The organism is Brucella sp. TWI559, assembly GCF_039674265.1.
GTDB lineage: Bacteria > Pseudomonadota > Alphaproteobacteria > Rhizobiales > Rhizobiaceae > Brucella > Brucella chromiisoli.
Map to the genome: position 1 here is coordinate 1 of NZ_JBDJNE010000034.1, position 13202 is coordinate 13202.

The following is a 13202-nucleotide window of genomic DNA, read 5'->3' on the forward strand; positions in this document are numbered from 1 at the left end:
CGAAGAATGAAGATAATTCCACTCAAGACACGTCTGTCATCAACGCGTGGTCGTCCATGGCTCTTGGGAAAAAAGGGGCGAAGGCGTGACATCTGTCCTTCGCTCAGCCAGCAAAGATTGCTTATCGATCAGTCTCCTCAAGCGAAACTGAATCAGCTCTTCATGCTCAAATCAATGGGGCCTGTGCCTAGAGCAAATCTTATGCTTGAGTTCTGTAAATTGGCAGAACGCATGCGAAAAATAAACGGCCTACGCTTTGTCGTGTGGGAAAACGTACCAGGAGTAATGTCAGATGAAAAAGAAGAAACCGCGTTCGGATGTCTCTTGGGAGCCCTTGCCAGATCAGATCGGCAAATACAGCCTCCAGGGAAAGTATGGGGAACTTCAGGTTTTGTGTTTCGACCCGAAGGGCATTTTGCGGGAGCAGTATCGTGGAGAGTTCTCGACGCACAATTTTTCCAAGTTCCACAGCGAAGGGAATGAGAGTTCGTTGTCGCAGATTTTGATGACAGACACGGAGATTCTGGAGCCGTACTTTTTAACAAAGTCAGCGAAAACAGGCTTACTCAATCGAGCGGCAAAAAGGAACAAGAAATTGAAGCCGGAGCTTCTGAAGGCACTTTCAGAGTAAACGAAGACGCAGAACTCATTCATCCAAAAACTGTTGGTACCCTTTTGGCTTCCGGTGCTGGCATGTCTCGTATGGCTGGCATAGGCTCAGAATTAGATTTCGTCATCGTGCAAAAAATCAATGGAAAGAGAATTTCACGCCGATTACACCCAATTGAATGTGAACGGCTTCAGGGGTTTCCTGACGATTGGACGAACGTAAAATTTAAAGGCAAGCCAGCTTTAGATGCTGATAGGTACCGCACAATTGGCAATTCGATGGCAGTTCCTTGCATGAGATTTATAGGCATCGGGCTAGCAGAATATGTCAGCGGTAAAATTAAAAAAGCCGCCTAAAACCTCTTCCTTAATTTATTGTTTTTGACAACCTGTAGCTGTTTTAGTGCAACTTCATTTGCTATGAAACCCAAAGCATTAAAGGGCATGGGATCAAAATGGCTAAATCACTAGAAGCGCACGATAAACTGTTAATCGACATTTTCAGCGACGACTATCAGTTCGAAATTCCAGATTATCAGAGACCATATTCGTGGACGACCGATCAAGCTGGTGAATTGCTATCCGATCTTCTGACTGCAATGAAAGACTTCAAGGCAGAAGGCAATGAAGATGCCTTCTATTTCTTGGGCAGCGTGGTTCTTATTAAAGCTGACCGCAATCCTATTGCACAAGTAGTCGATGGTCAGCAGCGTTTAAGCACCCTTACAATTTTGTTTGCAGCTCTCAGGGCATTGATACCAGATCGTGCGGATGCAATTACAACTTTCCTTTACACAAAAGGCAGGGGTGTCAGAAGAAACACGCCACACGCTTACCGTCTAAAAGCTTTTCAAGATGATGCTGACTTTTTCAGAGACAACATTCAAGAACCAGGTGGTATTGAACGATTAGCGCATTCAAATGAGAAGCTTGCAGATTCCAGAAAGAATATGCGCGACAACGCTATTCATTTTCTGAAAGAGCTTTCTGAGCTCGATATGCAACAGCGTGAAGACCTGTTCGAGTTCATAGCTGAAAACTGCTCAATGGTTGTCATCTCTACACCAAACTTTGAATCAGCTTACCGAATTTTCAGTGTCCTAAACAATCGCGGTCTAGCACTGTTTCCAAGTGACATCCTTAAAGCTGAAATTCTTGGCAAAATCAGAAAGAAGTTCAGCGAAGACAAGAGCAATGAATATGCGAAAAAATGGACGAAGATCGAAAAGGGTCTCACACGAAACGGTTTTGTAGACCTGCTCGGCCATATTCGAATGCTCTACGCAAAGAAGAAGCAGTCAACAATTCTAAGCAAAGAGTTCTCTGAATTTGTTGGCTCAAAATACGAAGCCGAGGATTTGATTGATAAGGTCATAATTCCTTACGCGGAAATTTATGGTTATCTGAAACACCAGAATTTTGCTGCCACAGCTGGTGCTGAAGAAGTCAATGAACAGGCCAGTCATCTTGATGCCGTAGACTGGAAGGATTGGGTTGCCCCTGCCCTTCTATATTTCAACAAATTCAAAGCTCAGCCTGCACTGGTAGCTGAGTTTCTGAAACGCCTTGAACGTATCTCGTATTACCTATTGATCACAAAAGCTGGCTTCAACACCCGCATTGAGGCGTTCAAAGCTATCATATCAGACATCGAAAAAGATGATTTTGATGGTGATTGCTCAAATCTTGCAAGTCTCCAGCTTGATGAAAACCAAAAACGTGATTTCAGGAATGCTCTAAATGGCGACATCTACAGACGACTACCGAGAGCGCGAACCGCTCTCATACTGCGTCTTGAGAATCTGATGACTGATAAATCGGTAAAAGTTGAATACCGAAACTACAGCATTGAGCACGTTCTGCCGCAGACTCCAGCTGAAGACAGCATTTGGCTTACCAATTTCCCTGACCGCGATCATCGAGAAGAATGGACGCAACGTCTGGCAAACTTAGTTCCTCTTCACAGCAAGAAAAACCCTGCTGCTTCTAATTATGACTTCGAGACAAAGAAGAACGTCTATTTTGCTGGCAGGGACGATACGATCTCGCCTTTCGTCCTTACTCAGGATGTCAGGAACGTAGCTGAATGGACACCTGAAGTGCTTGCGGATAGGCAGACCAGACTCCTCAACAAGCTCTACAAGCATTGGGAACTGAACTGATATCATACAGGGGGAGTTTCGACTCCCCCTTCTCTCCCCTCCCCTGCCCTCTTCAGAATTCAGCGCATTGAAAACATTGATATAAATTCTCAGTCTCTATCTCATATAAACAGCCGATCAGAATTAATGGGAACGCTAGATGCCGAAATTGAAATTTACTAAAGCCTACATCATATCAGCAGCAACAATTTTTCTTGTACTTTCAATGCAGCAGGCAACAGCATCCAGCGATGATGCATGGGATGATTTTCGACACGATGTCGAACAGGCATGCAATAAGGCAGCTGGTGATATGATGAAAATCGAAACCATTAAAGTCGACCCATATGGCTCCGAGAGTTATGGATATGCAATCATCAATGGTTTTGAACAAGGCAACAAAGATCCGCAGCAAGTCGTCTGTGTGTTCGATAAGAAGACCAAGGCCGTCGAAGTCAGTGGGTTTTTTGACAAATAATTGCCTGTCCAGCAGTCTTCAGATCATCAAGCTCTTCAGAGGTGAAGGGCTTTCCATTTTGAATATCACAGCCATTCCAACACCGTTCGATCAGCGGACGTAAACAGTTTCAAAAAACCCAATTTCCCCTTCTCTTAATTTCTTTGTTTTGTCCGCTGACAAAAAATAGCTTTTATTCATAAAATACAATAAGATAGCGTTTCAATCAGTTTAAAATTCTGAAATTGTCGCGTTAACCATTCATTAACTTTAAACTTCTTGCAGAACCATAGGAATCAGGGATAATAACAGTTACGTGAGCAAGTTCGCTCTAAAATCGTTATTTTGGAAATCTGACACTTATGAACGAGATCTCGCTCAAAAAGCCGAAAGCCACGCTTAAGTTCGAAAAACACATCCTGGATCAGGGTGATCAGATTTCGAAGAAGCTGCATTTGCTTAGCGTTCAGAATTTCCCCGATACTGGAAAAAAGACACTACGTCCGTTTTCGCTTGCAGAAGCCTCTCAGTATATTGGTGTCAGTCAAAGCCACCTAAAGAAGCTACACCTTGAAGGCAAAGGTCCCTCCCCCGAAACTTCGTCATCAGGTCGGCGCTCATACACTGCTGAGCAGATGCAGGAATTGAGAGAATATCTCGATCAAAATGGTCGCTCGGATTCCAGAAATTATGTCCCGCATAGAAAGCCAAATGAACACCTGCAGGTGATTGCAGTTGTGAACTTTAAAGGCGGCTCAGGCAAGACGACTACAACGGCTCATCTCGCCCAATATCTCGCGCTCACTGGTCATCGTGTACTTGCTATCGATCTCGATCCGCAAGCTTCATTATCATCACTACACGGCTTCCAACCTGAACTAGATCAGGTGCCATCAATCTACGATGCGATCCGCTACGATGATGAACGCAAACCTATTTCTGAGATCATTCAGGAAACAAACTTTCCAGGTCTCGACATCGTACCAGCCAACCTTGAATTGCAGGAATTCGAATACGATACCCCACTGGCAATGAGTGATCGGAACTCGAATGCTGGTAAGTCATTCTTCACACGTATCTCGTCAGCACTCGAAGAAGTCGATGATCAGTATGATATCGTTGTTATCGATTGCCCTCCTCAACTTGGCTACCTGACAATTACAGCTCTGACAGCTGCTACGGCGGTTCTGATCACCATTCACCCACAGATGCTCGATGTCATGTCTATGGGGCAGTTTCTGCTGATGCTTGGAAACATCCTGGAGCCAATTCGTGCTGCAGGCGCTGAAGTCAATCTTGAATGGTATCGATATCTAGTCACACGATACGAACCTACAGATCAACCTCAGGCGCAGATGGTAGCGTTTCTACAAACACTGTTTGGTGAATTCATTCTGAAAAATCAGATGGTGAAATCAACTGCTGTTTCAGATGCAGGCATCACCAAACAGACACTCTACGAAGTCGAAAAGAGCTCGATGACACGCTCAACATATGAGCGAGCAATTGAATCCTTGGATGCAGTGAATTCAGAAATCGAAGCTCTTATCCATGAATCATGGGATCGATAATTTGTCTGCTGACAAAATCAGCGTTTTCTCACGTTAAATCAGTGAGATAGATGATACGGAGATGAAAATGGCTAGAAAAAATCTATTAGCTGGTCTGAATGACATTCAAGATGACGCGTCTACAGCAAGTTATCGAGTAACTGGAGCGTCGAAGTCGATGATCCGCTCAGTTAACGAACTAGCACGACAGGCTGACGCTTTTTTAGAAGGTGAACAGGTTGTTGATCTTGATCCTGATCTCATCGATGTATCATTTGTAGCTGACCGTCTTGGTACTAATGACGATGAATTCCAAGAACTTTTAGAGGCCATTAAGGAACGCGGTCAGGATAGCCCAATCTTAGTTCGTCCGCATCCGTCTGAAGATGGGCGCTATATGATCGTCTTTGGTCATCGCCGTGTACGAGTTGCTCGTGAACTTGGACGGAAGGTGAGGGCGGTCGTTAAAGCCCTTGATGACAAAACTCACGTTATTGCACAGGGACAGGAAAACTCTGCGCGAGCAAATCTGAGTTTCATTGAGAAAGCTATCTTTGCAAAGAACCTTGAAAGCCTCGGTTATGATCGGGAAACGATCTCATCAGCTTTAGCAGCAAATGCAGCCGCTATCTCGAAAATGGTATCGGTAACTTCCCGTATACCTTCAGATGTCATTACCAGTATCGGCGCTGCACCATCTGTAGGTCGCGAACGCTGGATTGAGCTGAGCTTGCTGGCTGATAGAAAATCGAATGAGATCACCGAGATTATAGCATCTGATGAGTATCAGTCTCTAAGCAGTGATGACCGCTTCTCCAAGATTTTCGATACCATCAATTCAAAAGGCAAAGCTGTAAAAAAAGAACGAGTAGCATCACCGGTTAAATCCTGGAGATCTCCCGACAATACAGTTAGCATTTCGATGAATCAGAAACCAAAGAAGACAACAATCGAATTGACGAGCATAAGAGCTGGTAAGTTTGGGAATTGGTTGTCTGAAAATTTCGACAAGCTGTTCAATGAATTTGAGCAGTCAGAAAACAAAACTGGAGACTAAACCGCAAAAGAAAAGCCCTCACAAACCGAAGTCTGAGAGAGCTGATCCGTAATCCTAGCAAATTACGAATCGCATTTCTCAGAATCTTTGTCAAGAATTGAAACATCATTTTTGATGTGTGGGACTCTTTTGCCTAAATTTAGAGGGCAAAGAAATGCAAATTCTGAGTTCTGTCACGTCAGCATTACGCAGTCGAATGACAACACGCGTCTCGACACCTAAGCCGTCAGGCGAGGGAGGCATCAAGAAATGGGAATTGTACAAGCATCTGTGTATCGCTAAGTCTGAATTCGGCCTGAACGACCGATGCCTTACCGTTCTGAATTCCTTGCTGTCATTCCTATCTGATGACGTGATCACAACGAAATCGAAGTTTGTTGTATTTCCATCCAACAAACTGATTTCTCAACGTGCTCACATGATGCCTGAATCTACCCTCAGGAGACATCTCACGTCTCTTATTCAGGCTGGCATTATCTCACGCAAAGACAGCCCAAATTGCAAACGCTATGCTCACAAGAGCAGGGAAGGGGAGGTCGAGATTGCCTATGGTTTTGATCTCAGCCCATTCTTTGCTCAGGCATCAGTTATTAAATCTGGTGCAGAAGCCATCCTTGACGAACAACGGGCTGTAAAGCGTCTACGAGACGAAATCACCGTTACACGCAGGGAGATCACTAAAACCCTTCAGGATGCTTCTGACAGCCTTTGTGTGCGTTTCAATGACATCGTGAATGCAATCCCCCGCAAGGCTTCTCTGGCTGAATTGACGGCGATTAAGGCCAATCTCGATGCCATTATCTCTGATTTAGCTATCACACTAAAAAATAATGAGAATGCTGAAGAAATGAGCACCAATGGTGCTCATATTGAGCGGCATATAGAGTCACTTTCAGAATCCCATTTAGAAGAACAAAAAGATTTCTTAGATTTGAAAGAGACGGCATCTGAGCCAGTGCATCAGAAATCAGATGTATCGAAAGCTGAAATCGTTTCATTAGATTTAGTTCTTCGAGCTTGTCCTGATATCAGTGCTTATTCACCAGCTGGCATCAGGAGTTGGAGAGACCTCACAGATGTTTCAAAGCTGGTTTCTGGCTTCCTTGGGATTTCTGAAGCTGCTTATCGTGATGCTGTTCGTATTTGGGGCATTGAGAGCGCATCGGCGGTTATTGCTGGTATCTTGCAGAAATCGAGTGAGATCGCTTGTGCGGGTGGATATCTGAGGTCTCTGGTAGGGAAGGCTAGGGCAGGGGGCTTTTCAATCTCTGAGATGCTGATGAATAGCTTGAGAAGTCGGGTTTATCAGTGAAGTTGAATTTGCATTGAGCTTGCTAAGCATGATCTAAAGTGTAGGCTGATCAACATCACTGGACAAATAAGGGGTAGCATATGTCTGATATCATCAAAACCGAAGTCGAACACATCAAAGCTAAGATTGAAGAAATTAAAACCAAAATTCATGCTCGCTCTGAACAGCCAGATCATGAACGGGAACAAGAAGATGCAGCAATACGTATGCAGCTGAATGATATGGTCGGCCAAATTAATGCAATTCTTCCGCATTGATAAAATTGCCGATATCGCAATAGCAGGGGCAAATTCCGAAGCGAAATAATCCATCACAGTAATCAAACAAAGAGCCCATTTCGCTTTCATTAACTTTTAGTTAACTATAATTTTCAACCAGTTATCAGACACAAAAAAGGCAGCCAAAGCCCCCTGAATTAAAGCGATTGTCAACTAATTATCGGAAGAGAGACATGATCGACTGTGGTGACTGGTTAGCGATAGAGAGAGCCTGGACTGCAAGCTATTTCTACCCGAATAGATGTAAGATATGTTTCTTCATTAACAGAAATAAGCAGTAATAATAATATACTGAATGCAATTGATATATTTATTCAGTAAAACGAATTAATACTGTTGACTCTTGCTATCAATTAGACAACAATTGTAAATGAAACTTAGCGGTGTCATCATATATATTTTCCTAAATTTAATAGAGAGCTTTCGAGTTCTCTATTTTTTTGAACAAAGCAGACTTTTAAATAGAGCACTTTCTCTCTAAAACTAAAGCTGTACCAGACACTCTATGCAATATATCAATTTGCTCGTATCCGAGGTGCGCAGCCAGTTTAAGAGATGGCAAATTATTCTCAGCTATAAGACATGCGGTTGATATCGGATTATTTAAATCTTGCCATCTATGAACAGCTATTCCTGCTTCTTTAGCATATCCGAGACCATGAAAATTTGAATTCAGCAGCCACGTTACTTCAATTGATGTCTTCGTGTGAATACCTAAGTTGCGTTCAAATTTAGCAAAACCAATTTTTCCGACGAATGCGGAAGTTGCTTTCTCAACAATGATATATTGACCAAAGTCTTCAACTGCCCAATGACCTACGTCTCGTAAGAATCTAGCCCAAGATTCTGAGCGTTTTAATACGCCGCCGATATGTGCCGTAACAGATGGATCGCTAAACATTTCAGCATATGCTTCAAAATCAGATGCGATTGGCTTTCTTAAAATCAGTCGCGAACTTTCAATCACACCATCCTCCTCGCAATAGCGTCAAGCTAGCTAAGAAATATACAATTAACATCAAAAAAGCAGAGCTGAAAAACCCTGCTTTCTCCTTCTTTAATGTTGATTTCCACGTAGAAGTGAGCCGGAATTTTCACCAAGAACTGAGCCACCATTCATTATGGATTTCGGCTTATGCTTAGGTCAAGTCATTGGATTTTTCCTTTGTCTTGTTGAGCTGCTGCTGCAGAACTTGCTTTGAATCTGAAGCTGTCGTCTCCAGTTTCCAGGATATGACAGCGGTGCGTCAGTCGATCGAGAAGTGCGGTCGTCATCTTTGCATCGCCAAAGATGCTGGCCCATTCGCTGAAGCTGAGATTGGTCGTGATGATAACACTGGTGCGCTCATAGAGCTTGCTGAGCAGGTGGAATAGAAGTGCTCCCCCTGACGCACTAAATGGCAGATATCCAAGTTCGTCCAGGATCACCAAATCCAGCCGTGTTAAGTTCTTAGCAATCTGGCCTGCCTTACCCTTGGCCTTTTCCAGTTCAAGTGCGTTGACGAGCTCAATGGTTGAGAAGAAGCGAACCTTGCGCCGATAATGTTCGATAGCATGAACACCGATGGCTGTTGCGGCATGGGTCTTTCCTGTTCCCGGTCCGCCAATCAGCACGATATTCTGCGCCTCATTGAGGAACTCACAGCGATGTAGCTGTCGTAAGCTTGCTTCAATGATCTCGCTGGCTGCGAAGTCAAATGCCGAGAGGTCTTTATAAGCAGGGAAGCGTGCTGCTTTCATGTGGTAGGCTACGGAACGAACTTCTCGTTGGGCCAGCTCAGTTTTGAGCAGTTGAGACAGGATCGGAACCGCAGCTTCAAAAGCGGGCGCACCCTGCTCGATGAGGTCAGTAACCGCCTGTGCCATACCATGTATCTTCAAACTGCGAAGCATGATGACATAGCCCCACTGGCAGGATCATGACGCATGACGGCCTCCCGTTAGCTGCACGCGTAGATCATCATACCGCTCAACGTTGGCTTTAGGCTCGTGCTTTAAGTTCAATGCCTGCGGAGTGTCGAGGTCCGGTCCGTTGCTTGTCTTGCCATCAATCAGTCGATGCAACAGATTGAGCACATGAGTTTTGGTTGCGACACCTTCGCAAAGAGCGAGTTCCACAGCCGTAAGCACGGCCTGCTCATCGTGTTGCAATACCAATGCCAGTATATCAGCCATCTCGCGATCTCCGCCGGGGCGACGAAGCATAATGTCCTGTAACTGTTTGAACGCTATTGGTAATTGAGCAAAGGGCGCGCCATTGCGCAAGGCACCTGGTTTGCGCTGGATCACTGCCAGATAATGATGCCAGTCATAAATTGTGCGTGCAGGCATTCTGTGTGATCGGTCAATGATACGTGGATGTTCACATAAGAATTGCCCTTCTGCGACGATGACAAGTCGATCAGGATAGATCCGCAGACTTACCCGACGGTTCGCAAATGATGCTGGTACACTGTAGCGATTACGCTCAAAGTTAATCAGGCAGGTCGGGGAAACACGCTTGCTTTGCTCAACAAAGCCGTCAAATGCCACTGGCATTGGCATCAGTGATGATTGTTCGTCTGCCCAAACATCCGCAATTGATCCGCTAAGAGTGCCATGCGGTATCTCATTCCAAAGCTCAATACAACGCTGTTCCAGCCACCCATTAAGTGCATTCAGATCGGGAAAGCTGGGTATTGGTTGCCACAAGCGCGGTCGAGCATCTTGCACATTCTTCTCCACCTGCCCCGCCCGGCCCTTCGCTCTCGCTCCAGGCGTTCAGCAGGAAAACATTTCGCTGGACTGTTTTCTCATCTGCTTCACCCCATCCAGCAGCAGGGTTGCAGAACTCTGGCGCGAAGACATAGTGGTTCGCCATGGCAAGAAAGCGCATGTTGATATGCCGCTCTTTGCCACGGCCAACCCGGTCAACTGCCGTCTTCATATTATCGTATATACCGCGTTCGGGCACACCACCCAGAACGCGCAACCCGTGCCAATGGGCATCAAACAACATCTCATGGGTCTGAAGCAGATAAGCCCTGACCACAAATGCTCGACTGTGAGACAACTTAAAATGTGCAACCTGTAACTTGGTGCGTTCTCCACCCAGCACAGCAAAATCCTCGCTCCAATCAAACTGAAAAGCTTCACCCGCGCGAAAAGTCAGCGGAATGAAGGTTCCGCGCCCGCTTGTCTGCTGCTCCTGTTGGCGATCTGCACGCCAGTTCCTAGCAAAGGCTGCAACCCGGCCATAAGATCCGTCAAAACCAAGAGCGACCAGATCAGCATGAAGTTGCTTCAGATTACGGCGTTGTTTCCGCGATTTACTTGCTTCATTTTTAGCCACACTGCAAGCCTGTCTGCGTAACGATCAAGCTTGCTGGGTCGATCCGGTGTCGCAAATTTAGGCTCAATCGTACCCGAGGAAACATGCTTTGTAACAGTGTTGCGTGAAAGACCAGTCCGCCGTGCAATCTCACGAATCGACAGCTTGTCCCGCAAAAACATGCGGCGAATGATGTTCAAAAGTCCCATGTGGATCACTCCGTTGTCCTCCGCTGCACAAAACAGTGGAGGCTGGGTCACATGGCTCAGTTCTCAATGGAAATTACCCGCAATTCCGGCTCACTTCTACGTGGAAATCAACACCTGTGAATCTCGATAAGCTGCTGGCTCGATTGCTGAGGAGTAAGCATAAACTGCTGGAAGCTCTTGAGTGCCATGAAATCCATTTGCACACCAACGTTTCCGAGAATGATCTTCGCAATTGCGTCACCAAGCGAAAAATCTCCGGTGGCACTATGAGCGGGGACGGCCGTGTCGCCCGCGACACCGTGCTGGCCTTATGAAGAAGTGCAAAAAGCTTGGCCTATACCTCTGGCCTTATCTCGGCGATCGGCTTGGCGTGCCGCTCAACAGCTAGCGACCCCCAAATCGCAAGCCTGATTATCGAAGAAGTATGATCCTACTTACTAACAAAGCCAGCTTTGATAAGAGGATTACCTACCCTGCTTTTGTCGGGGCCTCATCCAAAATATGTCTATAAGTTAACCGCACAAATACGGCGAAACGTTCCTCTGAGTATCGTCATGCGTAAGCATGGCTTCATCAGACATTCAATTTCTGTCTCTGACAAACGTGCCTTCTTAAAATGCTATTGGAAGCAATTTTCTGTCAAAGACGGGATTATAATGGATTACGATGAGGCGTGCAATTGCCCGGTAAGATGGCACTGTCACCAAATCTCACCCGCTCACCCGATAGCAAGTAACTGGGGGATATTTGATGGCGGTTCTTTTTTTGATAAGAAGTCAAGATTCTTGGCGACTACTCCTCCTCAAGAGCAATATCAGCCATTGTTCCCAAAATTAGCATTGAACGCCTAACTGGTAGAAATAATGTCTGGCCATTCCTGTGCTCCGTGAAGTACGCGGAGGATACGAACTGCCGATTGCGTTACAGCATAAGCCACGACGTACGGAGTACCGTTTATCACCAATTCCCTAGTCCCGGCAATTCTGCCAACCCTACCACTCCCCGGAAAATCAATTAGTCGACGAGCAGCCTCGACGATCCGTTCGTCGACCATGATTGCAGATAAGGGATTATCCGCCTCAATGAAAGTGAAGATAGCGTCTCGATCAGATAACGCAAATGCGGACCAAATGAGCTTCACGGCTTGAGCGCCACTGCTTTAACGCGCGCTGCCGCCCGTCGTCTTTCAAAATGAGCCGTAACTTCATCATCCGGTACGTCGGGTCGCGTGTCGTGAAGCGCTTCAAGAACCTTGCTGCGAAACCAAGCATCGTGCGCTTCGCTGCCTGATATAAGTTCGAGCGGCAATGCCCCCTCGTTTGCCGTCCGGGTGAGTAAGATACGAACAACGTCCGACACCGTAAGACCCATACCTTCAAGCACCGCAGAGGCACGATCTCTAACTTCGGCATCAATACGAGTTTGAACGAGTGCATTAGAAGCCATAAGTTTCTCCCACTTAAAGTTCAATTGTAATGCATATGAATTACACAGTCTATAGAAGATTTCTGTGCTCGCCAAGCTGCTGCGTGTTTTGCATTGGAAGGTTACTAACCAATTTCCCTCGCCTTTGCCAGGTGTGCTGATTGCTGGTCAGAAACATCGGTTCCTTTAAAGCGGGCATGAACATGCGGATCTGAAAACGGGGCGAATTGGTGGCACCAACTGATCCGTTAAATGCGCTTTCCGGAAGGTTTTGACGTAGAGTCAAGAACATGAAGATCGGCATCAAGCCAGACGCACACCGATGTCCTGTTATCCAAAGTAAGAGTCAAAAAGATACCCCTAGGCTCAGGACTCATAGCCAGAACAGGACGGTAGCGGCGAGGGCTATGGTGGAGAGGAAGACGGTCGGGCAGCGGTCGTAGCGGGTGGCGACCCGCCGCCAGTCCTTTAGCCTGCCGAACATGATCTCGATGCGGTTGCGCCGTTTGTATCTGCGCTTGTCGTAGCGGACGGGCTCGGTTCGGGATTTTCGGCCAGGGATGCAGGGCGTGATGCCCTTGGCCTGCAAGGCGTCCCGGAACCAATCGGCGTCGTAGCCCCGGTCTCCCAGCAGCCACTGGGCTCGGGGCAGACTGTCCAGAACAACAATCTCGTGGCTCCAGTCGAACTGGTAAGCTTCGCCCGGTGCGTAATAAAGTGGTACATAGGCTTCCGCCGTCACGGCCCCACGCTCTTTTGTCCATGAGCGTGCATAACGCCGGACCGTATCATAGCCACCCGCGTAACCCAGATCGCGTAAATCTTCGAATATCCGGATCAGCGTCAGGCGTTCG

At 46.3% G+C, this 13202-nt stretch carries 14 protein-coding genes and 2 pseudogenes; 9 read left to right on the forward strand and 7 right to left on the reverse strand.

The genetic code is table 11. The annotated features are described in order from the left end of the window. Positions 1–125 (reverse strand): transposase (locus ABE530_RS18750; RefSeq protein WP_499695596.1); only part of this gene is annotated, 125 nt, incomplete at its 3' end. 167 nt (positions 126–292) lie between these two features. Between ABE530_RS18750 and ABE530_RS18755 the strand changes: the two genes are divergently transcribed. From ABE530_RS18755 to ABE530_RS18790, 8 genes are all read left to right on the forward strand, one after another. After that, positions 293–631, forward strand: a complete 339-nt coding sequence (locus ABE530_RS18755; protein ID WP_499695583.1) for a hypothetical protein — start codon at positions 293–295, stop codon at positions 629–631. A 62-nt stretch (positions 632–693) separates the two neighbouring features. Then, positions 694–966 (forward strand): DNA cytosine methyltransferase, encoded by a 273-nt coding sequence (locus ABE530_RS18760; protein ID WP_499695584.1) that lies wholly within the window; start codon positions 694–696, stop codon positions 964–966. Positions 967–1064: 98 nt separating this feature from the next. Then, on the forward strand, positions 1065–2771 hold the full coding sequence (locus ABE530_RS18765; RefSeq protein ID WP_499695585.1) for a DUF262 domain-containing protein: 1707 nt from the start codon (positions 1065–1067) through the stop codon (positions 2769–2771). 139 nt (positions 2772–2910) lie between these two features. Beyond that, complete coding sequence (locus tag ABE530_RS18770; RefSeq protein ID WP_499695586.1) at positions 2911–3228, forward strand: hypothetical protein; 318 nt, start codon at positions 2911–2913, stop codon at positions 3226–3228. A 341-nt stretch (positions 3229–3569) separates the two neighbouring features. After that, positions 3570–4778, forward strand: a complete 1209-nt coding sequence (repA, locus tag ABE530_RS18775; protein ID WP_499695587.1) for a plasmid partitioning protein RepA — start codon at positions 3570–3572, stop codon at positions 4776–4778. A gap of 67 nt (positions 4779–4845) precedes the next feature. Then, positions 4846–5814 (forward strand): plasmid partitioning protein RepB, encoded by a 969-nt coding sequence (repB, locus tag ABE530_RS18780; protein ID WP_499695588.1) that lies wholly within the window; start codon positions 4846–4848, stop codon positions 5812–5814. A gap of 154 nt (positions 5815–5968) precedes the next feature. Further along, positions 5969–7126, forward strand: coding sequence for a plasmid replication protein RepC (gene repC, locus ABE530_RS18785; RefSeq protein ID WP_499695589.1), 1158 nt, complete (start codon positions 5969–5971; stop codon positions 7124–7126). Between the two features lie 80 nt (positions 7127–7206). Next, positions 7207–7383 carry a hypothetical protein gene (locus tag ABE530_RS18790; protein WP_499695590.1) on the forward strand — a complete coding sequence of 59 codons (177 nt, stop codon included), beginning with the start codon at positions 7207–7209 and terminating at the stop codon, positions 7381–7383. 478 nt (positions 7384–7861) lie between these two features. Here ABE530_RS18790 and ABE530_RS18795 read toward each other — a convergent pair whose 3' ends face one another. The 3 genes and pseudogenes from ABE530_RS18795 to istA all read right to left on the reverse strand — a co-directional run bounded on the left by ABE530_RS18795 (position 7862) and on the right by istA (position 10923). Next, complete coding sequence (locus ABE530_RS18795; protein ID WP_499695591.1) at positions 7862–8371, reverse strand: GNAT family N-acetyltransferase; 510 nt, start codon at positions 8369–8371, stop codon at positions 7862–7864. 182 nt (positions 8372–8553) lie between these two features. Next, on the reverse strand, positions 8554–9297 hold the full coding sequence (gene istB, locus ABE530_RS18800) for an IS21-like element helper ATPase IstB (protein WP_499695592.1): 744 nt from the start codon (positions 9295–9297) through the stop codon (positions 8554–8556). 24 nt (positions 9298–9321) lie between these two features. Continuing rightward, positions 9322–10923: pseudogene (istA, locus tag ABE530_RS18805) on the reverse strand (IS21 family transposase). A 122-nt stretch (positions 10924–11045) separates the two neighbouring features. Between istA and ABE530_RS18810 the strand changes: the two are divergent. After that, positions 11046–11351, forward strand: a pseudogene (locus tag ABE530_RS18810) (IS66 family transposase); the annotation flags it as partial. Positions 11352–11770: 419 nt separating this feature from the next. On the opposite strand, the gene ABE530_RS18815 reads toward ABE530_RS18810, so the two are convergent. The 3 genes from ABE530_RS18815 to ABE530_RS18825 form a co-directional block, all read right to left on the reverse strand. Further along, positions 11771–12064, reverse strand: coding sequence for a type II toxin-antitoxin system RelE/ParE family toxin (locus tag ABE530_RS18815; RefSeq protein WP_499695593.1), 294 nt, complete (start codon positions 12062–12064; stop codon positions 11771–11773). Beyond that, complete coding sequence (locus ABE530_RS18820) at positions 12061–12369, reverse strand: type II toxin-antitoxin system RelB/DinJ family antitoxin (RefSeq protein WP_499695594.1); 309 nt, start codon at positions 12367–12369, stop codon at positions 12061–12063. Before ABE530_RS18820 ends, ABE530_RS18815 begins: the two co-directional genes overlap by 4 nt. Before the next feature lie 352 nt (positions 12370–12721). After that, on the reverse strand, positions 12722–13202 hold a 481-nt coding region (locus ABE530_RS18825), incomplete at its 5' end, for a transposase (RefSeq protein ID WP_499695595.1).